Source organism: Ruania alkalisoli, assembly GCF_014960965.1.
Taxonomy (GTDB): Bacteria; Actinomycetota; Actinomycetes; order Actinomycetales; family Beutenbergiaceae; genus Ruania; species Ruania alkalisoli.
Map to the genome: position 1 here is coordinate 2,092,971 of NZ_CP063169.1, position 22,444 is coordinate 2,115,414.

A 22,444-nucleotide genomic window follows, 5' to 3' on the forward strand; every position below is an offset into this window, starting at 1 on the left:
CTCGATCTCGTGCTCCCCGGGTGTCTGCCCGGGGAGCACGGCGCCAGGTCGCGGCGTGTTGCCGGTAGGGTGTGACGTCGTGACCGCCGACGACCCGACCGCGACCCGTGGCCCGGTGCACATCGTCGGGACCGGGCTCCTGGGGACCAGCATCGGGCTGGCGCTGACCGCTCGTGGCGTCCCCGTCACGCTCGCCGACACCTCACCATCCATGCTCGCCCTCGCGCGGGATCTGGGCGCCGGCACAATCGAATCCGCACCAGCGCCGGAGCTGGTCGTGGTCGCTGTCCCGCCCGACGTGACTTCGGACGAAGTGGCGGCCGCCCTCCAGAGGTTCCCGGACGCCGTCGTGACGGACGTGGCGAGCGTGAAGTCGGTTCTCTTAGCCGAACTGCGCATCGAGGCACGGACGGACCCGACGCTGGATCTGAGCCGCTACGTGGGATCTCACCCGATGGCGGGCCGCGAGAAGTCCGGGGCAGCGGCTGCCTCCGCCGACATGTTCACCGGCCGCCCTTGGGTCATCGCCGCCCACTCCGGCAGCGCCGAGCGTGCCGTCCTGGCCGTGCGGGCACTCGCAGCGGACGCCGGGGCAGCCGTGGTCTCCATGGACGCGGGCGAGCACGACGAGGCCGTCGCTCTGATCTCACACGTGCCGCAGTTGATGGCGTCACTGATGGCGGCGCAGCTGGTGGAGGCGCCCGACCGAGCCCTCGCGCTTGCCGGGCAAGGGGTCCGCGACGTCACCCGGATCGCTGCCTCCGACCCGCGGTTGTGGTCGGCCATCCTCACTGGGAATGCTCCGGCAGTCAGCGCGCTGCTGCGCACCATCCGCGCGGAGCTCGACACCCTCCTCGACGCGGTGGAGCGGGCCGCCTCCGACGGGCCGCTGGCACCCGGGGCCGTCTCCGGGATCTCACGGCTTATCTCCGCTGGCAACGACGGCGTGGCCAGGGTTCCGGGCAAGCACGGCGGAGCACGACGGCGCTACACCGAGGTGATCGTGCTCGTGCCTGATGAACCCGGTGAGCTCGGCCGGCTCTTCTCCGAGGTGGGGGAGATCGGCGTGAACATCGAGGACTTCCAGATGGAGCACTCCCCGAAGCAGAAGGTGGGTATGGCGATCGTGTCGGTGACCCCGGAGGCGGCGCAGCCCCTGGAGCAGGCGCTGGAGCAGCGCGGCTGGCGGGTGGTGGCCCCATGACCGGCAGTTCGACCGGGATCGTCGTGGCGATCGACGGCCCCAGCGGGTCCGGTAAGTCGACCATCAGCCGCCGTGTCGCGGCGAGCGAAGGATTGGCCTACCTGGACACCGGTGCGATGTATCGCGCCGCGACCTGGTGGTGCATCCGGCAAGGCGTCGACCTCGGTGACACTGAGGCAGTGGCGGCACTCGTGCGAGAGATGCCGTTGGAGATCGGCACCGATCCGAGGCAACCGGCGTTCGTCGTCGGCGGTGAGGACGTCGGTGTGGTGATCCGCAGCACCGAGATCTCCACCCGGGTGAGCGCCGTGGCCACCAATCTGGAGGTCCGTCCAGAGCTGCAGCGGCGGCAGCGTGAGGTGATCGCGGTCGAGAGCGGACGTGGCACTGGTGGGCACGAAGCCCGCAGCGGTGGGCGCGGGGTGATCGCCGAGGGCCGGGACATCACCACGGTGGTCGCACCGGACGCTGACGTGCGGATACTGCTGCTTGCGTCCGAGGAAGCCCGGCTCGCCAGGCGGGCGCAAGAGCTCCATGGGACCGCTGACGAGGCTGCCGTGGCCGCGACACGGGATCAGGTGATCCGGCGCGATGCTGACGACTCGACAGTGTCCAACTTCACCACGGCCGCTGACGGAGTGATCACCGTCGACACCTCCGCGCTGACGTTGGAGGAAGCGGTGGCCGCCGTGCATCAGATCGTCTCGACCGCGCAGAGGAGCTTGTCATGAGCGAGGACCGACCGGCCTCCCCAGGGCAGACCATCACCGCCGACCAGATCAAGCGCTGGGGCCCCGCCTGGTCGCGCCGCGTCGGCTGGTTCCTGGCGCGGGGGGTGTGGAACACCCGCGTGGTCGGTGCCGACAGGATGCCCCGATCCGGACGGTTGCTGGTGGCGGCCAACCACACCGGCATCATCGACGGTCCGTTGCTGCATGGTGTGATCCCGCGCGAATCCCACATGATCATCAAAGAGGAGATGTTCTCCGGTGTGATCGGCTTCCTCATGCGCGGTGCGGGCCAGATCCCGGTGGACCGCCGCAACGGCCGGGCAGCGTTGCAGACGGCGCTGACATTGCTGAACGAAGATCGGCTCGTAGGTGTCTTCCCGGAGGGTACGCGCGGCGGCGGTGACGTGAAGCAGACCAAGGCCGGGATCGCGTGGCTCGCGGTCCGCTCCGGCGCCCCGGTGTTGCCGGTGGCGATCCTGGGGACCAGGCCCGCAGGCAAGAAGCCCGGGCACATTCCCGGCTTCCGCAGCCGGCTCGTGGTCGAGTTCGGAGAGCCGTTCCGGGCGGTGGACCCGGAGGTGGGCGTGGGCCGGAGCGCCATCACCGAGGCGATGGGGGAGATCCAGCAGCAGCTGAGCACGCACGTGCACGCTGCCTCCGAACGCCACGGTGTGGCGCTACCCAAGACCACGGAGATCTGAGGCGATCTGCCGTCAGGACCCGGGGCGAGTTGGGCAGAACCCGCCCTGGCGGGGAGAATGGCTGACGTGACCGATCTGCCGAACTCCTCCACGCCCCGCGCCAGCGACTCCGGCGAGCCCAGTGACCTCGATTGGGTCGAGCGCGTCGTCCCCGATCTCGCAGAGACCGAAGAGGACTCCCGCCGCGCCGAGGCTTTGCGCGCTGGTCTGAGCGACTACGACCTCGGGGATGAGGACCTGACGTTGCTCGAGGCCTCCGAGGAGGAGCGCGAGGGCGAGACTGCTGCTGGGCCGCCTCCGGTGCTGGCCGTCGTCGGACGGCCGAACGTGGGAAAGTCGACTCTGGTCAACCGGATCCTCGGCCGCCGCGAGGCAGTGGTCCAGGACACCCCGGGCGTCACCAGGGACCGCGTCAGCTATCCCGCCGAGTGGGCGGGTCGCAACTTCACCGTGGTCGACACCGGTGGCTGGGAGCGCGACGCCAAGGGGCTGGGCAGCCGTGTGGCCGACCAGGCAGAGATCGCCATCGCACTGGCCGATGCGGTGCTCTTCGTCGTCGACGCGGTGGTCGGCCCGACAGACGAGGACGAGTACGTGGTGCGGATGCTGCGCCGGGCAGGCAAGCAGACGCTGCTGGTGGCCAACAAGGTCGACGACCAACGGGGCGAGGCGGACGCGGCGCTGTTGTGGTCCCTCGGTCTAGGCGAGCCGTACGCCGTCTCGGCGCTGCACGGACGGGGCTCGGGCGACCTACTGGACGCCGCACTCGACCTGATGCCGGCGACCTCCGCCGTCGCGGGCCAGATCCCCGAGGGGGGGCCGCGGCGGGTGGCCCTCGTGGGCCGGCCGAACGTGGGCAAGTCCTCGTTGCTGAACGCGATCTCCGGTGGGGAGCGAGTCGTCGTCGACGACGTCGCGGGCACCACACGCGACCCGGTGGATGAGCTGGTGATGCTGGGAGATCGCCCCTGGTGGTTCATCGACACTGCCGGCATCCGCCGTCGCGTGCACCAGACCTCGGGCGCCGACTTCTACGCCTCACTACGGACGCAGGGGGCGCTGGAGAAAGCGGAAGTGGGTGTGGTCCTCATCGACGCGAGCGTGCCCATGACCGAACAGGACGTCAGGGTGGTGCAGCAGGTGATCGATGCCGGGCGTGCCTTGGTGATCGCCTACAACAAGTGGGACATGGTGGACGAGGACCGTCGATCGTTCCTCGAGCGCGAGATCGAGCAGCAGCTCGTCCAGGTGCCGTGGGCGCCGCGCGTGAACATCGCGGCACGCACCGGATGGCACACCAACCGATTGGTGCGTGCGCTCGACGTGGCCCTGTCGTCGTGGGACACCCGCGTCCCCACCGGTCGCCTGAACGCCTTCCTGGGTGAGCTCACTGCCGCCAACCCGCACCCCGTGCGCAGTGGAAAGCAACCGCGGATCCTATTCGCGACCCAGGCAAGCACCCGGCCGCCTCGGTTCGTGCTGTTCACCACCGCGTTCCTGGATCCGGCCTACCGGCGGTTCGTCGAGCGACGGTTGCGGGAGACGTTCGGCTTCGAGGGCACACCGATCTCGATCGGCGTCCGGGTGCGGGAGAAGCGGCGGCGCTGAGGCAGTGGACGTCTCGCTCGTGAGTCAGCGGATGAGCCAGCCGATCAGGCCGATCATCAGCAGCACGAGTCCTGGCACGAGGCCCACGACGCTGAGCAGGAAGGTGCCACGGCGCCAGCCCGTCGGCGGTTGGAGCCCCGGCCCGGACGTGGGTTGATCCATCGAACCACCGAGTGCGACGGCGCCGAACACGAAGGCAGCGATCCGTAGATCGGTCACCTCGGTGATGAAGGCACGAAATCCAGCGGGGTCGGCGATCGTGAACGCCGTAGCGCTGACTCCTGCGGCGGCGCTGACGATCGCGAGAGTTGTGACCAGCCAACGGGCACGGATGATGCCGAGCCGGTCTCGCCGACGCGGCGGGCCGGGACGGTTCCCGCTTCCCGACGTGGAACGCTCGTTGGTCATCGGCACGACAGTACCCGGCACCGTGGCCGCCCGTTTCACCCGTTCAGGTCGAGAATCTCGAAGGTCGTGGCGTACTTCACCCCGAGTGCCGGCCCGGCGGCGGAGCACAGCTCATCCAGGAAGGCGACGGGGTCGAACTCCCAGCTGAGTCCGTCGATGTAGGCGGCGTGCTCCTTCAGGGAGGCGACTCCATCATCGAAGGTCGCGGTGACGTCGACGGCATGGGTCGACTGCGGCGAGATGGCGAGCCAGACCTGCCGGACGCCGTTCCACGGCTCGAGGCCGTCCCCGAGCTGCTCGTGGAACACCCAGCGGTTCCCGGCGTCGCGGACGGCGTCAAGCGTGGCACGCCCGGCCGCCATGTGGTCGGCCTGATTGAGGAAGCCCCCTGGCCAGGTGTCTCGGAAGTTGCCGGTGATGACGATCTCGGGCTGGTGCTTGCGCACCTGGGCTGCGATGGCCCGCCGCAGCGGCAGACCGTACTCGAGGACGCCGTCGGGCAATCGGAGGAACTCGACCTCCTCCACACCCACGACGCGGGCGGAGGCGATCTGCTCCTGCTCACGCAGCGGGCCCGCCTCGTCCGGATGAATGGCGTCGATACCGGCCTCACCGGAGGTCACCATGCAGTAGATGATGCGCTTGCCCTGTGCAGTCCAGCGTGCGATTGCGGCGGCGGTTCCGAACTCCAGGTCGTCCGGGTGAGCGACAACGGCGAGAGCAGTCGTCCAGTTCTCGTCGATCTCGGGAAGGCGGGGTTGATCGGTCATCGGATCTCCTCGGCGGTGGTGTGGTTGGTGGGGTCGGGGGTTTTCCTGGGTGCTGCGGTGGTGATCCAGCGAACGGCGGCGGTACCGGCTCGGCCCGCCAGTAGGGAGGGGTGCCGGACCGGCCGGGGTAGCTGCAGTTGCACGCGGGCCCAGTCGGGCAAGCTGACGACGGCGCCACGCGCGAGCAGCGCGTATCCGGGCCGTGCCACGGCCGGTACGGGTGGGCGGTGCAGGAGGAACGCAGCGACCTCCCTGGCCTCCGGCGTGACGGCGAGCTCGGGCCGGTAGCGGTCCAGGGCGCGTGTCAGCTCAGCGACATTACTGGGCACCTCAGTCGCGCCGAGGCGGGTGGTCACAGTGCCGGCCTGCCGGACGTAGATATCCTGCTGGGCGGGGGAGAGGCGGCGGGCGCCGAACAGTCGATGAGCGGTGAGGAAGGAGTCGATCTCGGCGATGTGCACCCACGTAAGCAGGTGCGGATCGTCGGCGTGGTAGGGCCGCCCGTCCGGTGCGATGCCGCGGATGCGGGCATGGACCGCCTGCACGATAGCGATCGCCTGCTCGGCGTGCTCGATCGTGGCGTAGGTGGTGGTGGCGATGTAGGTGGCAGTGCGGGCCAGGCGGCCCCACACGTCCTCGCGGTAACGCGAATGCTGGGCCACGCCCGCCATCGCCAGCGGATGCAGTGCTTGCAGGAGCAGCGCGCGGATGCCCCCGATATACATCGAGGCATCTGCGTGCACGATCCCGATCGGGGAGTCCGGTTCGAACCAGCGCGGCCCCGGCGTGGCATGGATACGGTGCTGCGCCGCGGCAGGGTCGGGACCCGCGACACGCTGCATCAGCGCCGTATTCAGCCGGCGCCGGGCAGCGTGGAGCGGGTGCACGAGACCAGTGTGACCTATGGCGCACCCCCGATGCGTCACCGATTGGGAGGAACAGGTGGGGCTGCGGTAGTGTCATCTCCGGCTCGCTTAGCGGGCCCTCGGGCTGTGGCGCAGCTTGGTAGCGCACTTGACTGGGGGTCAAGGGGTCGCAGGTTCAAATCCTGTCAGCCCGACCGAGAGGTCCCGGAAACTCAACAGTTTCCGGGACTTTTTAGTTGGCGGATGTGGGGATGTAGGGGCCATAGGTCAGATGCTGATCCGGGCAGCGCTGCCCCACCCACGGTGACCTCGTAGTGCGCTCTAGCGTCGCAGCCGCCCAGTACCGGTGAGCGGGCGGCGACCGGCTGGACGTGATCGCGCGCGGTGATCGCGTCATGTAACCAACACTGCGAATCCGCAATACCCCGGGGGGTATAGTGGTGACATGATGACGAGAGAGATCACGAAGGACAAGGTGGAAGAGGTGCCCTCCAGTGAGGGCGCAGTGTTGTCGGAATTCTGGGCAGACTGGTGCGGACCATGCCGGATGTTCGGGTGGGTGTTCGACGAGGCGCCGCATGAATATCCGGACATGGTGAGCGCGATGCTTGCGGAGCAGAACCGCACTGCGGGAGGTGATCCGCGGTGAGGATCGTCGTCGTCGGTGGGGTCGCCGGGGGAATGAGTTGCGCGGCTCGTGCGAGGCGCCTGGATGAGCGAGCGGAGATCGTCGTGCTCGAGCGCGGACCGTACGTGTCATATGCCAACTGCGGGCTGCCCTACTACCTCGGTGGAGAGATCGCCGACCAGGACGCGCTGCTGGTCCAGACGCCTGAGAGGTTGAAGGCCGCTCTGAACCTGGATGTCCGCACTGCGCACGACGTGATTGACCTGAACGCGGAGGCCCGCGAGTTGACGGTGCGTACGCCGGCGGGGGAGGAGCGGTTGTCGTACGACGCCCTGGTGCTCTCCCCGGGCGCCCAGCCGTTGACGCCGCCGATTCCAGGACTCGGGTCATCTCGTGTGCATCCCCTGCGCACGGTTCCGGATGCCGTCGCCTTGCGTGAGTTGCTTGAGGGCAACGTGCGCCGGGCGGTGGTGCTGGGAGCCGGCTTCATCGGCATCGAGACTGCCGAAGCACTGGCGCGGCAGGGGGTCGAAACGACGGTGGTCGAGCGCGCGGATCACATCCTCCCGTCCTTGGACCCTGAGCAGGCGTGGCTGGTGGCGGAGGAACTGCTCCGCCTCGGTATCGCGGTGCGTGCCGACAGCGCGGCCGCGGAGATAGTGCCGGGTGCGGACGCCGATACGGTCGTGCTTTCCGATGGGACCCGGCTGCCGGCGGAGATGATTGTGCTCGCGGTCGGGGTTCGACCGGACACGGCGGTCTTCGAACGAGCCGGGGTGGCATGCGAGCGCGGGGGGATTGTCGTTGACGAGCACGGCCGCACCTCGTTGCCGGGTGTGTGGGCAGTCGGGGATGCGACGGTGAGCACCGATGCGGTGACCGGCATCCGTCGTCCGGTTGCCCTGGCGGGTCCGGCGAACCGTGCCGGGCGTCTGGTGGCCGACGACATTCTCCGCCCCGGGATGGCCCGGGCGATTCCGCAACCACTGGGCACCGCGATTGTCCGCGTGGGAGAGTTGACGGTGGCGATGACCGGCGCGAACCGCGCTGCACTGGACGTCGCAGGACTGGAGTACCGGACGCTGCACGTGCATCCGAACCAGCACGCCGGGTACTTCCCAGGCGCCACGCAGGTCCATCTGAGTCTGCACATCCGCGCTGCCGATGGGCTGCTGCTGGGTGCGCAGGCAGTCGGACTGGATGGAGTTGACAAGCGGATCGATGTGCTGGCCACGGCGATCCGTGCAGGCCTGGGGGTGGCGGATCTGATCGATCTGGACCTGGCGTACTCACCTCCGTACGGGCAGGCGAAGGACGCGATCAACCTGGCCGGGATGCTCGGGGCGAACGTGCTTGACGGGACCATGACGCTGTGGGACGCCCACGACCTCGACATCGTGCAGGCGCAGGCTTTGGTGCTGGATGTGCGCACGGATGCGGAGGTTGCCATGGGCATGCTGCCGGATGCTCTGCACATCCCGCACACCGAACTGCGCGGACGCCTCGATGAGGTCCGTGCTGCCGCGAAGGGCCGGCCGGTTCGGGTGATGTGTGCCTCTGGGGTTCGCTCGGCGATGGCGCACCGGGTCCTAGCCCAGGCGGGGTACGACTCGGCGTCGCTGTCAGGCGGGATGCTCACCCTCCGTGCTGTGCTCGCCGGCCGTGCCGACGAGGTCCTCACGGTGAGGGAGGTAGAACGTGTCTGAGGGATGTGCCGAATTGCGTGCGGGCGGTGCGCGCACACGACGTGCACCAGGTACGGCCAGTCCGATCAACGGGAGTGGAAGCCGGTAGTCTCGGATACGCGCAGGAGGAGGGACGCGACATGGGCGAGCGGATACTGGTCGGGCTGACGGACGGTTCGGCCGCACGCAGGGCGTCGGAGTGGGCGGTCGAACGTGCCATCCGCCGCGGCGGCAGCATCGAACTGATCTCGATCGTCGGTTCCGCGTCCGGTGCGCTCAGTGAGGCGCCCGTGCTCGAACACGCCCTCGAACTCACGGAGGAGTTACTCGCTCAGCAGGCAGAGCGGATCGGGGCCGGAGGTGTGCCTGTCACGACCCGCCTCGAGCGCGGAGGCTTCGTCGACTGTCTCGTCGACGCCTCTAAGAGTGTCGATCTGCTCGTGATCGGGAGCGACTACCGCGGCCCAGGGGCGCAGTCGCCGCGCGGGCCGTACGGCATTCGTGTGGCAGGTGGCGCCCACTGCCCGGTGGTGGTGGTGCCGGACATCGAGATCGCGGGCCGGACTGGCGTCGTCGTGGGCGTCGACGGCTCCGAGCATTCAGCTAACGCACTCCGCTTCGCTGCGGCAGAGGCACACGCTAGCGGTGACCCGCTCACGGCCGTGAGCACCTGGACGACGGTGCCGCTCCCGTTGCACGTACGCTCCTATCCCACCGAGTACCTCGCCGGAATGCAGGAGGCGACTGAAGAGCTTCTCACCGAGTCACTGGCACCGGTGCTCGTCGACTATCCGGATCTGGAGGTTCGCCGTCTCGTGCAGCGTGAATCGGCGGGACAGGCCATCAACCGCCTCGCCCAGGAGGCGAGGTTGACCGTCGTCGGATCCCATGGTCGGGGGAGGGTCGCACGGTTCTTGCTCGGATCGACAAGCGAGGAGGTGCTCGCCGGCATGGGGACGGTCACGGTCGTCGTGCGCTAGCTTTGCGCGGAGTCGACGGGTGGGCCAGACCCGCGCGCAAGGCCCAGAGGATGGCGACCACGTCGACACCCTCCTGCAACCATGCGCCGACCAGGGCCGGTAGTGCACCGAACGCCGCGATCACCATCAACGCGGCGCTGAGCGTCATGCCGACCCAGATGCTCTGCAACGCAATCGTGACCGTCTCGCGTGCGATCGTGTGAGCGTCCGCGACGGTGGAAATGTCGTCGCGCAGCAGGACCACATGCGCCGAGTCACCGGCTGCGGTCGATCCGCGCGCTCCCATCGCGATGCCGATGTCCGCGGCAGCGAGGGCGGGCGCGTCGTTCACACCGTCGCCTACCATCGCGACCGGACGGTGCGGGAGGCTGGTCACCGCGTCCACCTTGTCTGCCGGCAGGCAGTTCGCCCGGACGTCGTCGATCCTCAATGCCTGGCCTACGTGGTCAGCAGTGAGACGATCATCTCCCGTCAGCATCACGATGTGCTCGACTCCGTGTTCATGAAGTCGTTCGAGCGTCTGCGGGGTCTCGCCCCGTACTTCGTCGCTGAACACGAGCGCTCCCGCGTACGAGCTGTCGATCGCGACATAGACAGCCATCTCGCCTGGCCCGATCGTGGTGCCCGCAAGGGACACCCCCACCGCATCAGCGACGTAGGTGCGCTTGCCGACGACCACCGAGCGCCCGTCCACGAGCGCGGTGACACCATGCGCGGGTACCTCCTGCGCGGTCTCGGCCCCCGAGAGGGGGAGGTCACGCGAGCGTGCCGCGCCGATCACGGCTGCCGCGAGCACATGACTGGAGTACTGCTCTGCCGAGGCAGCCAATCGCAGCACCTGATCGTCGGTGAGTCCTCCAGCTGCGCGGACCTCGACCAGCGAGGGCGCACCGCGCGTCAACGTGCCTGTCTTGTCGAAGGCAACGGTTCGCACTCGCCGTAGGCTCTCGAGCGTCGCGCTGCTCTTGACGATGATTCCCCTCCGTGCTGCGCGTCCTGTGCCCGCGAGGAATGCGACCGGAGCCGCGATGATGAGAGGGCATGGTGTCGCGACCACGAGCACCTCGGCGAGTCGCGCAGGGTCACCCGACAGAGCCCACGCGCCGATGGCGATCGCGAGCGCCACCACCGTGAATGGGATCGCTACGCGGTCGGCGAGGTGGACGATCGGAGCCCTGCTCGCGGAGGCACCTTCGACCAACGTGATGATCTGCTGGTACTGGCTGTCCCGCGCAGCGTGCGTGGTAGAGAGCACAACCGCCGTCGAGCCGTTCACCCCGCCACTGAGTACTTCCTGGCCCGCTGTCCGTTCGACTGGAAGGCTTTCGCCCGTGAGAGAGGATTCGTCGAACGTGGCTGATCCGGTCACAAGAGAGCCGTCGACGGGCACGATCTCGAAGGGCCGCACCAGCACCTGATCACCTGGAGCGATCGCGTCAACCGGGACGTCGGTGGTGGTGCCGTCGCTAGTCACCTTGTGAGCCACGCGCGGTACGTGGGACAGGAGCGCGGTCAGATCGCGCCGAGCTCGCGCGGACGCGTAGTCCTCCAATGCCTCGCCTCCGGTGAGCATGAGCACGATGACGAGGGCTGCCCATGCCTCTGCCACCGCGACGGAGGCTACGATCGCCGTGAATGCGAGGATGTCGATCCCGTACGTTCCCCGTCGCAGCTCTCGTGTCATTCGCCACGCGGATCGCCCGGCCACGACAAGGGCGTAGCCGGCGGGAAGTACCCAGGTGTACGCATGCCAGGTCGTCAGCTGAGCGATTCCGCCGAGCGCCGCGACTGCGAGCGTGGCAAGGACCCACGGATACCGAACCAGCATCGCCCACCTTGATGGGGTGGAAGCCGACATCTGCCGCGCCGTCGGCCTTGCGTCGACGGCGTTCTCGGTCATGGTCATGTTCCCATCGTGGTGGCTGCCGAATCCGTGAAGTAGGGGCGAAAGTCCCGCTGTGACGTCAAGGAGGTACGCCGCGGGTGTCTACTTCGTCACGGGACCAATGGCCCTTTCGCTGCCCTTGCTGTGGGCGTTGCCTGGTCATGACGGCGAAAGGAGCCACTCGTGGATGAGATCCGTCTGATGGAGGTAGTTGAGCAACCTGTCGCGGCGGTGCGTGCAAGAGTGCCTGTCGAAGACTTGTCTCGCTGTATCGAGCAATCGCTGCGGACAGTACTGGCCAGCGTTTCCGCTCGCGGAGCGCGCACAGCGGGACCGCCCTTCGCTCGGTATCGAGCGGTGGCCGCCGACGCCGTGGATGTCGAGATCGGGTTCCCCGTCGATCCCGTGGTGGAGGACTCAGGGGAAGTCATTTCGTCTACGCTTCCCGCCGCGCGCGTCGTCGAGGCGATACACCGAGGCCCCTATGACCACCTTGCTGGTGCGTACGCCGAGATAGAGCGCTGGATGTTTGACCACCACCTGACTCCCTCTGAGGAGATGTGGGAGGTCTATGAAGCGGGCCCTGAGTCGGATCCCGACCCGAACACCTGGCGTACCCGCATCGTCTGGCCGACAGTGGCGCTGATGCTGACAGAGAGGAATCCATCATGACCAGTCATGTTCCCGAGGCTACTGACGAGGACCGGACTACCGGTGAGGAGACCGAGTCCGGTCACACCCGACCCGGCCGGGTCGTCGTTGGAATCGACGGTTCGAACGCCTCTCACGAGGCGCTCCGCCAGAGTGCCCATCTCGCGCGCGAGCTCGGTTACGACGTCGAAGCGATCGCCGTCTGGACCTCCACCCCCGTGACCCTGGGGGGTGTGTACCTCGATCTTCAGTGGGACCCAGCTGAGGATGCCAACCGTGCTCTGGACACTGCGGTGGGAGCGGTCTTCCCTGCGGGCCGCCCAGCCTGGTGCAAACTCACCTTGCGCGAGGGGAGGCCGGCAGAGGAACTGGTCGAGGCAGCGCGTGGTGCCGCCATGTTGGTCGTTGGACGACGCGGGCATGGCGGCGGCCTCGCTGCGCTGCTGCTGGGATCGGTCAGTTCGGCGTGTGTCTCGCACGCTCACTGCCCAGTGTTGGTCGTACCGGCTGAGGGGCAGTAGCGACCACGAAGAGAGGCACGGCGGCCCGCGCAGAGGCACTGCGCGGGCCGTCTCACGCTCCGGGTACGATAATCACCGGTCCAGCGAGGTTCATGAGCACCTCAATCGCGATCCGTCCAAGCCTCGCCTCTGACCCCGATCTTTTCCCGATCACTGTCGTGACGGTGCTACTCGAGAGCGCGATCAGTAGTTCGGCCGGGTCCTGCTCGGTCCACCGCGTCCCGACCTCGACCTCCGGGGCAACGGCAAGCGCCTGACGGCGCGCGTGCTCGAGCACCCGGTCGCGATCGGCCAGGGGACTCGAACACACCACGATCAAAGGCTCGCCGCGCCGGGCGCTCTCGCGAGCAGCGAACGCGATCGCTGAGCCAGCGCCGCCACCCGCGCCCGCGACGACGACGCCGGAGCGGCTCCGCTCTCCGAGTCGGGGTATCACGGCCACCGGAGTCGTGGTTCGCAGGGCAAGCTGCACGCTGCGCGCACCGAGTGCCTTGCCGCGGATATAGCCGGACTTGTGGGTGCCGACGACCAGCAGCTGCGTACCTGCCGCCGCATCGGCGAGTTGCGGCATCGGCGCTCCGACCTGAACCCGGGCCGTGATCGCGACCGTGGGTTCGGTCAGGCGAGCCCAGTGCAGCTCGCTCTCCACGCGTGCTGAGACAGTCGAGTGCAGTTGAGTGAACAACTCCTCACCCACCGCCGCCCACTCGGCGTCCACGATGGCGACGAGCGTCAATGCCGCACCCGAGCTGCGTGCTCGTTGCAGCGCCCAGCTCAGCGCGCCACGACTCGAGGCGCTGCCATCGATGCCGACGACGTACATGGCCGGTCCCGCTGCTGTCGCCCCGATGTCGTTCTGCATCACACCATCGTCAGTCGCAGCGGCGCCGGCGAACGGGGCCTAGGTCCCGTGGTGACGTGTCGCGGGCGGTGGTACCGTGCAAACTCCGGAGCCTGAAGATCGGGACGAACGTGCAGGTGCCACCGTTGGACGAACCGTACGGCCAGATCGACCGCTCGAGCACAGACTCGGAGGCGCGCCTACGCGCGCTGATCCGTGGGACCGACGCCGTGGTCTCCCATCTCGAGCTGCCGGAGGTTCTGCGCCGTTTGACCGAAGTCGCCGTCGAGTTGGTGGACGCTCGTTACGGTGCGCTGGGAGTCCTTGCGCCGGACGGGTGGCTGGAGGAGTTCGTGCATGTGGGCATGGATCCGGGCACAGTGGAGCGGATCGGTCGGCTGCCCGAGGGTCGCGGTGTGCTCGGTGCCTTGATCACCAACCCGGAGCCGATCCGTCTGCAACACATCGCCGATGATCCTCGTTCGGTGGGGTTTCCGGACGGGCATCCGCCGATGTCGAGCTTCCTTGGTGTACCGATCCGCATCCGCGAAGAGGTCTTCGGCAACCTCTATCTGACGCAGAAGCGCGGGGGTGACTTCACTGACGAGGACGAGAGGCTGGTCAGGACCCTGGCGGCAACGGCTGCGATCGCGGTGGAGAACGCCCGGCTGTACTCCGCCGCCCGCGATCGAGAACGGTGGGCAGCGATCGGGGCCCACGTCTCTGCCGTGCTGACTGAGACCGGTACGGACGGCGTGCCTGCACTACTCGCCGATGCAGTGTTCGAGGAACTGGGCGCTGCTCGCGTCGCAGTACTCGAGCCAGGGGAAGAACCGCTGACAGCACGCATCATCGCCGCCAGGGGCACCGATGCAGCTCAATACAACGGCAGACTCCTCACGACCGAGGAGACCTCCGCCGTCCTTGTGCTCGAGAGCGGCGAGCCGGTGGCTCGTAGCGGTGCGACCACCGCGCTCAGCGATGCAGACGCCCTCGCGGTCCGGGACAGCACCGGTACAGGTCCGGTGCTCTTCGTCCGGTTCGCGCCCGCTGGGATCGAGCCGCTCGTACTCGCGGTGGGCAGGCAGCCGCGGGGCCGGGCGTTCGGGCGTTCGGAGATCGAGGCGGTCACCGATGCTGCCGGTCGGATCGTTCTGTCCATGGAACTGGCCCAGGCGCGCGAGCAGCACCAGCGCATGCTCCTGAGCCAGGATCGGGCCAGGATCGCACGAGACCTGCACGATCGGGTGATCCAGCAGTTGTTCGGAGCAGGCCTTGAGCTGCACTCACTCGAAGGCTCAGTGCCGACGGCTGAGGCTGAGAGGCTGCGGACTGCCGTCGATGCGATCGACGACGCCATCTCGCAGATCCGCACGATCATCTTCGCGCTCAGGGCGGTTGCGTCGGATCGACAGACACTGCGCCATCGGGTGCTGGACCTGGCGATCGAAGTCTCTCGTCACCTGCCTCGGAACGTCGATGTCGAGTTTGCCGGACCGGTGGACACTCTCGCTGGCAGTGAGATGGCTGGTGAGGTCATGGCTGTTGCGCGCGAGCTACTCAGCAATGTGGTTCGTCATGCCTGCGCAGAACACGTGCGCGTCGAGGTGCGAGCAGGAGGCCACCTGCTCGAGCTCGTCGTCGAGGACGACGGGGGCGGGATGGGCCTTGCGGGGCACAGGAGCGGACTGGCGAACATCTCGGAGCGAGCGCAGCGGCGCGGTGGCGACCTTGAGCTTCGTTCTGGCCCCGATGGCACGACCGCTGCGTGGCGGGTGCCACTGACGTCGGATGGTGCACGATGATCCGCGTGTTCTTGGTGGATGACCACGAGGTCGTCCGGCGCGGGATCGCCGACCTACTAGGGCGCGAGCACGACATCGAGGTAGTCGGCGAAGCGGCGAAGGTCGCCGACACACTGCCGCGCGTGCGCGCCGTTCGTCCTGATGTCGCGGTGCTCGACCTGCGCCTGCCTGATGGCGACGGGGTGGATCTGTGCCGTGACATCCGGTCGGAGTTCCCTGAGACGAAATGCCTCATCCTGACTGCCTACGACGACGACGAAGCGGCCGTTGCTGCGGTGCTGGCGGGGGCCTCGGCCTACGTCGGCAAGAGCGTCGTCGGCTCCACTTTGGTGCGCGATGTCCGCCTCGTTGCGGGAGGCCGCTCGCTGCTGGACGGACGCGTCGCCCGGCACGTCGCCGAGCACGCCAGGCCGGTCGCACGGGAGGATCCGCGCTATGACGCGCTCAGCCTCCGCGAACGTCAGGTGCTCGCACTCATCACCGAAGGGTTGACGAACCGGCAGATCGGCTCCCGGCTCGGGCTCGCCGAGAAGACGGTGAAGAACTACGCGACGAGTCTCTTCCTCAAGCTCGGGTTCGAGCGCCGTACCCAGGCGGCCGCGTTCGGCGTTCAGCAGAGTGAGGGCCTGAGGAGGCTGGGTCCGCGAGCCCCGTAGGCGCCCGGCGAACTCTAGGCGGGGTCGCGGTCCTTCTTCCGCGCGAACCGTGCTGGTAGATCCGGGCCGTCCCACACCTGGATAGCGCCCCAGATCGAGGCAGCGATCGGTACCGCCAGTACCGCCCCGGTCAGCCCGACAAGGACAGTGCCCGCAGTCAGCGCGACGAGGATCACCAGCGGGTGCAGGCTCAATGTCCTCGCCATCACGACTGGCTGGAGGAAGTTGCCCTCGAGCTGGTTGACCAGAACGACGATCCCGACCACCACGAGCGCCTGGACCGGTCCGACCGCCACGAGAGCCACCAGCGCGGCGAGTGCCCCGGCCAGCGTGGCACCCACGAGCGGGATGAAGGCCAGGAGGAACACCAGCACCGCGAGCGGAATCACCAGAGGGACACCCACGATCGCCAGCCCGATCCCGATGAAGATCGCATCCACAGCGGCGACGATCGCCGTACCCCGGACGTACCCACCGAGAGTGCGCACCGTTGACTCGCCGATCCGCTGGCCCCGCTCATATCGTGCACCTTCGAGCGGCCGCAACATGAACTGCCAGATCTGCGGTCCGTCCTTGAGGAAGAAGAACAACACCACCACGAAGATGGCCAGACCAGCCACGAAGTCGAACGTCTGCGAGGCCCCGGCGATAGCACCGGATCCGACCGCGTCGGACTGAAGCAGTTCGAGCGCGGAGTCCTGCAGCGACTGGATGTGCTCGTCGGTGATCTCGAACGGCAGCCCCTGGACGTACTCCTGCAACTGAGAGAAACCGTCGAGCGCCTGGTCGCGCAGGGTGGGCCATTGGTTGGCGACTGCGACCGTGACCAGCCACACCACTCCCGCCAGCACCGCCACCACGGTGAGCAAGGAGATCACGGTCGCCACCACGGACGGCATGCCGCGCCGGCGCATCAGTCCCACCAGCGGGGAGATGGCGGCCGCGAGCACCAGCGCGATGAGCACGGGGATGACCACCAGAGTCAGCCGCGTCAGGGCGAATACCGCCACCGACACCAGCGCCAGGATGGCCAGCACCTGCAGTGAACGCGTCCCTACGCGGCCGACGCCGTCAGCCCATAGGGCAGAGGCACCGGCCCGGTGGTCGTCGGTGCGTGCCGGTCCTGGCTCCTCGATCTGCGCCAGACGCGATCCCTCGCCGCGCCGACGTGTGAACAGCCCCATGATGCCCCTCCCGTCCGGTGGCCGGTGGTTGAGATCCCCGGTCCATACGGGTGCCAGCCTACCCACGATGGCGATGCCGGGCCGGTGGTGTCGGCCCGTGGATCGCGCCGGGGTGTCGCGCGGGTGACGAGAGCATGAACGGTCGGGTGGCGAGCCTGTCCACAGTTCTCAGGAGTTCATGTTCCCGGAGAGTGACTGTTACGTGAATGGCGGGTGGCGTTCGGATCCAGGCGCGATCGTCGAGTCACACGCACACGGATCGTGTGCGCCGCTCCAGCCCGCTCGAACCGGAGGATCACAGTGACACGGAAGACTCGATACAGCGCCATCGCTCTCGGGAGCGCGGCGGTCCTCACCCTCGGTGCCTGTGGAGCCGAACCGACCCAGTCTGCCGAAGCAGCGGACGCGGCGCACGAGCCGGGCTGCGCAGCCGAGGACGGTGCGTTACGCGTGTACCTCAATCCGTGGGGTCCGGTACTCAGCGACCAATTCACTGCGGACACCGGTATTGCCACCGAGATCGCCGACCTCGGTGGCGGCGAGATCCTGGCTCGCATCGCGGCTGAGGCGAACAACCCCCAGTGGGACGTCGTCGTCCTGGACGGGCACGGCAGCCTGCAGGGGCTCGCCGACCGCGGAGAGCTGCTCACCGGCTGGAGCTCCCAGAGCCGCGACAACCTTGACGACCGCGGTCAGAGCATCGCGCCAGAGGACAACGCATGGCTTCCGATCAGCGAACATGCTGCCGCCGTGATCGCCTACAACACCGACGTGATCGACGCCGCCGATGCCCCCCGGACCTGGGACGACCTGACCGACCCCCGCTACGCGCCGGTCGGCATCGCTGACCCGGCAGTGGCAGCGCCCGCCTATCCGATCGTGTCCTGGTTCTTCCAGGACCGCGGCACCGAGGGGGCCGAGCAGTACTTCGGTGCGCTCATGGAGAACGGACTCAACACCTATCCCAAGAACGGACCCGTCGGCCAGGCCCTGGCCTCCGGGGAGGTGCCCGTCGCAGCCGTGCAGGAGCAGAACGTCTACGAGCTGATCGATGCGGGCGATCCGGTCGACTTCGTCTGGCCCGACGACGGGGCGCCCGGCGTCGTCCGGGGAGTGGCGATCAGTGCTGACACCCCGCGCCCATGTGCTGCCGCTGCGCTCGTCGACTGGCTGCTGACCCCCGAGACCATGGGCTACCTCATGGAACATGGCGAGAACGACGGCATCCTCACCCCGTACGTGACCGGAACGGACACGTCCTCCCTGCCGCAGCAACGCCCGCAGGACGCGCCGCTGCTGATCACTGACGGGCAGTTCGCCGCCGATCAGGAGGCTGAGATCAAGGACTGGTTCGCGAACCAGTCGGTCCGGTGACGTCGTCGGCCGGGCCGGCAACTGGGGCGGCTGCCAGTCGCCCCAGACTGAGCCTTCCACGCGCGGAGAACGGGCTCGGCTCGGTCCTGGTCGGGGTGCTCGTCGTCCTGGTCGGCCTGCCCCTCTTGTTCGTGCTCGCACAAGGGGTCTTCCCGGGGATCGGCCTCACACCGGACTGGTCGTTCCAGCCAGGGCTGCTCACCGAGATCGGGGAGAGACCGCTGTGGCAGGCGAGCCTGGTGAACTCGCTCACCCTGGCCTTCGGGGCGATGGTCCTCGGCGGAGGCTTCGGTTCCGCGCTTGCGATCCTGCGTCACAGCGTCGCCTACCCAGGGGTAGGGATTCTCGACGGCGCCGCCTGGGTGTTGCTCGTGAGTCCCTCCTTCATCCTCGCGCAGGGCTGGGTGTTGTTCGCCTCACCGAGTGGCGTGGCGGCCAACTCCTTCGGCGCAGACTGGATCGGCCCCCTGGTGTTCTCGCCCGGTGGGCTGATCGTCATCATGAGCCTGACCCAGTACCCGCTCGCCTACCTGGCGACCTCGGCCGCACTCCGCTGGGATGACAGTTCCTACCGCCAGGCCGCTGCGCTGAGCGGAGCGGGCCCACTGACCGTCTTGCGGACAGTCCGGCTCCCGCTGCTGGCGCCCGCCCTGATCTCTGGTGCGATCCTCGTATTCGTCGACGTCCTCGGCGACTTCGGGCTGCCCGCTGCCCTGTCCACGTCATACAGCTATCCCACGTTGCCGTACTCGATCTACGCTTCCGTACGGCAGAGCCCGGTCCGGTTCGAGCTCGGAGGGGTGCTGTCCTTCTACCTCATCGTGATCCTTGCGCTCGCCATCATCGTCTACATGCGGATCCTGCGCCGATCCCGCTTTGATTTCCTCACCAACCGCGCCTCGCGGGTCATCGTCCCACGCGCACGCAGGCCACGGGCATGGACCGCGGTGACGGTCCTGGTCGTGCTGCTCGTGCTGGGGATCCCGCTCGGCTCGTCACTGCAGGTCTCGCTCTCACGTTCGGCCGCCGGTGGTCTGGCTCCCGGGAACTTCACGCTCGAACACTACGGTGAGATCTTCGCCCGCGGCAGCGCGATGCTCACCGGTGCCACCAACTCGCTGGCGATCGCTGCGACAGTTGCCATCCTGACCACCGTCCTCGGATTCCTCATCGCAGTCGTGCTCACGTTCACCGGGTTCCGCGGGAAGGTCTTCATCGACCTGTCCGGCACGGTCGCCCTCGCCGTGCCGGGCATCGTGCTGGCGGTCGGCTACATCTTCCTCTGGAACCAGCCTGTGCTCGCGGATCTCGGGCTGTCCCTGTACGGCTCACCCGTTCTGTTGGTCTTCGCCGGAGTGGCCACCGCCCTGCCGGTGGCCGTCCGGCTACAGCTCGGTGCCCTCGCGCAGGTTCCTCCGGCCTTCCTGCATGCCGCGGCACTCAGCGGTGCGGGCCTGTTCGTCCGCCTGCGCACGGTGCTGCTGCCGGTCGTGGCCGCCGCGGTCGTCTCGGCGTTGGCGGCCGTGTTCGCCTCGAGTGTGTTCGACCTTGCCGCGACCACCATGCTCGCACCACCGTCCTTCACCACACTTCCGGTGGAGATCCTCATGGAGTTCGATCGCGGCCACTACGGATACGCCACCGCCGGGGCGCTTTTCACGGCCGTGCTGGTGGTGCTCTGCGCTCTGGTCGCTTCCCGCCTCGGGATGGTGCTGCTGGCCCCCGGGGCCCCCACCGGACCTACCCGGGGAAGCGCCGCCGCTCCCACCGATCACGCATCGCCATCGAGCCGCACGACGAGAGGCCCGCTGCCATGACCACGTTCAGTGAACCCACGACCGCACTCACCGCTCCAGGCGTGTCTCTGGAGATCACCAGCGTGTCCAAGGAGTACGAACGCGGAAGGCGAGCGATCGACGATCTGAGTGTCACGATCGAGGCGGGCGAGACGCTGTGCGTGCTCGGACCGTCCGGATGCGGCAAATCGACGCTGCTCCGGCTCGTGGCGGGGCTCGAGAGCCCGGATGCGGGCGAGATCCGGGTCGGCGATCGCCTGCTTTCCCGACCAGGTCTGCTCGTCCCACCGGACAGACGTGGGATCAACATGGTGTTCCAGGACTACGCACTCTGGCCGCACATGCCGGTACGCGACATCATCGGCTATGGATTGCGGTATGGCGCCCACCGGGTGAACTCGGCCGAACGGGCCGCGCGCGTGGAGGAGCTGATGCGGTTCCTGCAGCTGGACGGGCTGGCGGATCGCCGTCCGGCCGAGATCTCCGGCGGCCAGCAGCAGCGGGTCGCCATCGCGCGGGCACTCGCCACGTCGCCTGAGCTCCTGCTCTTCGACGAACCGTTGTCCAATCTCGACGTGCAACTGCGTGCCGCCATGCGCGAAGAGCTCGCCACCCTGCTGGCTTCGCTCGGTACCACCACGATCTACGTCACGCACGATGTCAGTGAGGCTCTCGCACTCGCTGATCGCATCCTGGTGCTGCATCAGGGCCGGATCGTGCAGCTCGACTCGCCGCAGGGGCTCTTCACCCGGCCACGGTCGACGTGGGTGGCCAGTCTCGCCGGGTTCTCCTCGACGCTGACCCCCGACGCCGCGTACCGGGACGTACCTGAGACAGCCAGAGCCGTGATCGGGTCGTTCTCGCTGCACGGACGAGACTGCGGCGGCGATGCGTCGGCCCACGACGGGACGGCGGCACCGACAGTCCACGTACACGCTGACGCCATCCGTGTGGTGAGCGCGCACGAGAGCGGCCCGAACATCGTCAGCGGCCTGGTGCAGTCCTCGGTCTTCGAAGGCAGTGCTTATCGCACCCGGCTCAGTGTGGCCCATTCGCCGGGCGAGCACGCGGTCGGCGGCTCACTCGTGTTCCCTAGCGAACACAGGCTCGATCGAGACCAGCCGGTGCACGTGCGGATCGACCCCGCCGGGGTGCTGATCTTCGGCGCGCAGGATCGACTCGCCGAGCCGGCGCTGAGAGGATCGAGCCGTGAGCGCGAGGAAGGCAGCCCCGCCTGGTCAGGGTGGGATCGTGATGCTGTTCACCGGTGAGGGCTGGGGCAAGAGCGCGGCGGCGATCGGCTATGCCGTGCGCGCCCGGGGTCGCGGCTGGCCAACGACGGTCGTCCAGTTCCTCAAGGGAGGGTCCTGGAACGCCGCGGAGATCTCACAGGCCGGCCCACTCGGCATTCACTGGCCAGTGCTCTCGCCCGAACTCACCTGGGGCTCCCGCGATCCGACGGCGCTGGCCCAGGTGGCCCTGGGCCATGCCCGCGAGGCACTCGCCGAGCCGGAGCCGAGCCTCGTCGTACTCGACGAGCTGACGCACGCGATTCACAGCGGCTGGCTCGAGGTGACCGAGGTCGTCGAGACGATCCAGCACCGTCATCCCGGGGTGAGTGTGATCATCACCGGACGGCACAGCGTGGCCGAGTTCTGCGAGCTGGCCGACACGGTCACCCGGTTCGACATGGTCGAGCACGACGGCAAGAAGGGCATCCTCAGCACATGAGTCCGTCGATGGTCATCGCAGCCGGTGGCATCGTGGTGCGTGTGAGGGCGCATGGTCCCGAACTCGTGCTCATCCATCGCCCGAAGTACGACGACTGGTCCCTGCCCAAGGGGAAGGTCGACCCGGGGGAGGGCATCGCGGACGCAGCGCTGCGTGAAGTTGAGGAGGAGACGGCACTCCGGTGCGAGCTGGGGGACTACGTCGGCACCATCGTCTACACCGATGAGACCGACAGTCCGAAGCGCACGCACTATTGGTTGATGAGTGTCGTCGGCGAACGCGACTTCGTGCCGAACCGCGAGATCGACGGCCGCAGGTGGGTCTCGATCGATGACGCCACGGCGCTGCTGCGACGCGCGGAGGACCGCTCCCTGCTCGATGTCATCACCCCTGCTGTCGCATTGCCCTGAGCCGTCGAC

The 22,444-nt window shown here is 68.0% G+C and carries 22 protein-coding genes and 1 tRNA gene; 17 read left to right on the top strand and 6 right to left on the bottom strand.

Annotated features, from left to right (window positions below; genetic code table 11):
* Window positions 1–79 precede the first annotated feature (79 nt).
* The 4 genes from IM660_RS09200 to der are packed head-to-tail and all read left to right on the top strand — an operon-like array spanning window position 80 to window position 4,244.
* On the top strand, window positions 80–1,204 hold the full coding sequence (locus IM660_RS09200; protein WP_193499012.1) for a prephenate dehydrogenase: 1,125 nt from the start codon (window positions 80–82) through the stop codon (window positions 1,202–1,204).
* On the top strand, window positions 1,201–1,935 hold the full coding sequence (gene cmk, locus IM660_RS09205) for a (d)CMP kinase (RefSeq protein ID WP_193499013.1): 735 nt from the start codon (window positions 1,201–1,203) through the stop codon (window positions 1,933–1,935). The genes IM660_RS09200 and cmk overlap by 4 nt, the downstream gene beginning before the upstream one ends.
* The gene (locus IM660_RS09210; protein ID WP_193499014.1) at window positions 1,932–2,636 is read left to right on the top strand and encodes a lysophospholipid acyltransferase family protein; all 705 of its coding nucleotides are present in this window, start codon (window positions 1,932–1,934) and stop codon (window positions 2,634–2,636) included. Before cmk ends, IM660_RS09210 begins: the two co-directional genes overlap by 4 nt.
* A gap of 57 nt (window positions 2,637–2,693) precedes the next feature.
* The gene (der, locus tag IM660_RS09215; protein ID WP_193499015.1) at window positions 2,694–4,244 is read left to right on the top strand and encodes a ribosome biogenesis GTPase Der; all 1,551 of its coding nucleotides are present in this window, start codon (window positions 2,694–2,696) and stop codon (window positions 4,242–4,244) included.
* Window positions 4,245–4,268: 24 nt separating this feature from the next.
* On the opposite strand, the gene IM660_RS09220 is transcribed toward der, so the two are convergent.
* Genes IM660_RS09220 through IM660_RS09230 form a run of 3 tightly spaced genes read right to left on the bottom strand, consistent with a single transcriptional unit; the run spans window position 4,269 to window position 6,309 of the window.
* Complete coding sequence (locus IM660_RS09220; protein ID WP_193499016.1) at window positions 4,269–4,652, bottom strand: hypothetical protein; 384 nt, start codon at window positions 4,650–4,652, stop codon at window positions 4,269–4,271.
* A 35-nt stretch (window positions 4,653–4,687) separates the two neighbouring features.
* Complete coding sequence (locus IM660_RS09225; protein ID WP_193499017.1) at window positions 4,688–5,422, bottom strand: PIG-L deacetylase family protein; 735 nt, start codon at window positions 5,420–5,422, stop codon at window positions 4,688–4,690.
* Complete coding sequence (locus IM660_RS09230; RefSeq protein WP_246465237.1) at window positions 5,419–6,309, bottom strand: oxygenase MpaB family protein; 891 nt, start codon at window positions 6,307–6,309, stop codon at window positions 5,419–5,421. Before IM660_RS09230 ends, IM660_RS09225 begins: the two co-directional genes overlap by 4 nt.
* A gap of 99 nt (window positions 6,310–6,408) precedes the next feature.
* On the opposite strand from IM660_RS09230, the gene IM660_RS09235 reads away from it, so the two are divergent.
* The 4 genes from IM660_RS09235 (at window position 6,409) to IM660_RS09250 (ending at window position 9,581) form a co-directional block, all read left to right on the top strand.
* Window positions 6,409–6,482, top strand: a tRNA-Pro gene (locus IM660_RS09235).
* A gap of 251 nt (window positions 6,483–6,733) precedes the next feature.
* Window positions 6,734–6,937 (top strand): thioredoxin domain-containing protein, encoded by a 204-nt coding sequence (locus tag IM660_RS09240; protein ID WP_193499018.1) that lies wholly within the window; start codon window positions 6,734–6,736, stop codon window positions 6,935–6,937.
* Window positions 6,934–8,622: an FAD-dependent oxidoreductase gene (locus IM660_RS09245; protein ID WP_193499019.1), complete on the top strand. Its 1,689-nt coding sequence runs from the start codon at window positions 6,934–6,936 to the stop codon at window positions 8,620–8,622. The genes IM660_RS09240 and IM660_RS09245 overlap by 4 nt, the downstream gene beginning before the upstream one ends.
* Window positions 8,623–8,741: 119 nt before the next feature.
* Window positions 8,742–9,581 carry a universal stress protein gene (locus IM660_RS09250; protein WP_193499020.1) on the top strand — a complete coding sequence of 280 codons (840 nt, stop codon included), beginning with the start codon at window positions 8,742–8,744 and terminating at the stop codon, window positions 9,579–9,581.
* Here the strand turns inward: IM660_RS09250 and IM660_RS09255 are convergent.
* Window positions 9,562–11,487: a heavy metal translocating P-type ATPase gene (locus IM660_RS09255; RefSeq protein ID WP_246465238.1), complete on the bottom strand. Its 1,926-nt coding sequence runs from the start codon at window positions 11,485–11,487 to the stop codon at window positions 9,562–9,564. The genes IM660_RS09250 and IM660_RS09255 overlap by 20 nt on opposite strands.
* 162 nt (window positions 11,488–11,649) lie before the next feature.
* On the opposite strand from IM660_RS09255, the gene IM660_RS09260 reads away from it, so the two are divergent.
* Both IM660_RS09260 and IM660_RS09265 read left to right on the top strand, forming a co-directional pair.
* Window positions 11,650–12,138: a GyrI-like domain-containing protein gene (locus IM660_RS09260; protein ID WP_193499021.1), complete on the top strand. Its 489-nt coding sequence runs from the start codon at window positions 11,650–11,652 to the stop codon at window positions 12,136–12,138.
* Window positions 12,135–12,638 (top strand): universal stress protein, encoded by a 504-nt coding sequence (locus tag IM660_RS09265; RefSeq protein ID WP_193499022.1) that lies wholly within the window; start codon window positions 12,135–12,137, stop codon window positions 12,636–12,638. The genes IM660_RS09260 and IM660_RS09265 overlap by 4 nt, the downstream gene beginning before the upstream one ends.
* 52 nt (window positions 12,639–12,690) lie before the next feature.
* On the opposite strand, the gene IM660_RS09270 is transcribed toward IM660_RS09265, so the two are convergent.
* Window positions 12,691–13,500 carry a universal stress protein gene (locus IM660_RS09270; protein WP_193499023.1) on the bottom strand — a complete coding sequence of 270 codons (810 nt, stop codon included), beginning with the start codon at window positions 13,498–13,500 and terminating at the stop codon, window positions 12,691–12,693.
* A gap of 125 nt (window positions 13,501–13,625) precedes the next feature.
* Here IM660_RS09270 and IM660_RS09275 point away from each other — a divergent pair, with 125 nt between their 5' ends.
* Complete coding sequence (locus tag IM660_RS09275; protein ID WP_193499024.1) at window positions 13,626–15,284, top strand: GAF domain-containing sensor histidine kinase; 1,659 nt, start codon at window positions 13,626–13,628, stop codon at window positions 15,282–15,284.
* Window positions 15,281–15,940: a response regulator transcription factor gene (locus tag IM660_RS09280; protein WP_193499025.1), complete on the top strand. Its 660-nt coding sequence runs from the start codon at window positions 15,281–15,283 to the stop codon at window positions 15,938–15,940. The genes IM660_RS09275 and IM660_RS09280 overlap by 4 nt, the downstream gene beginning before the upstream one ends.
* 14 nt (window positions 15,941–15,954) lie before the next feature.
* Here IM660_RS09280 and IM660_RS09285 read toward each other — a convergent pair whose 3' ends face one another.
* Complete coding sequence (locus tag IM660_RS09285; RefSeq protein ID WP_193499026.1) at window positions 15,955–17,124, bottom strand: AI-2E family transporter; 1,170 nt, start codon at window positions 17,122–17,124, stop codon at window positions 15,955–15,957.
* A 300-nt stretch (window positions 17,125–17,424) separates the two neighbouring features.
* Here IM660_RS09285 and IM660_RS09290 point away from each other — a divergent pair, with 300 nt between their 5' ends.
* The 5 genes from IM660_RS09290 to IM660_RS09310 are packed head-to-tail and all read left to right on the top strand — an operon-like array spanning window position 17,425 to window position 22,435.
* Entirely contained in the window at window positions 17,425–18,498 is a 1,074-nt protein-coding gene (locus IM660_RS09290) for an extracellular solute-binding protein (protein ID WP_193499027.1), read from the top strand.
* On the top strand, window positions 18,495–20,315 hold the full coding sequence (locus IM660_RS09295) for an ABC transporter permease (RefSeq protein ID WP_193499028.1): 1,821 nt from the start codon (window positions 18,495–18,497) through the stop codon (window positions 20,313–20,315). Before IM660_RS09290 ends, IM660_RS09295 begins: the two co-directional genes overlap by 4 nt.
* Complete coding sequence (locus IM660_RS09300; protein WP_193499029.1) at window positions 20,312–21,565, top strand: ABC transporter ATP-binding protein; 1,254 nt, start codon at window positions 20,312–20,314, stop codon at window positions 21,563–21,565. The genes IM660_RS09295 and IM660_RS09300 overlap by 4 nt, the downstream gene beginning before the upstream one ends.
* Window positions 21,549–22,025 (top strand): cob(I)yrinic acid a,c-diamide adenosyltransferase, encoded by a 477-nt coding sequence (locus IM660_RS09305; protein ID WP_246465294.1) that lies wholly within the window; start codon window positions 21,549–21,551, stop codon window positions 22,023–22,025. Before IM660_RS09300 ends, IM660_RS09305 begins: the two co-directional genes overlap by 17 nt.
* Entirely contained in the window at window positions 22,022–22,435 is a 414-nt protein-coding gene (locus IM660_RS09310) for an NUDIX hydrolase (protein WP_193499031.1), read from the top strand. Before IM660_RS09305 ends, IM660_RS09310 begins: the two co-directional genes overlap by 4 nt.
* Window positions 22,436–22,444: the final 9 nt, after the last annotated feature.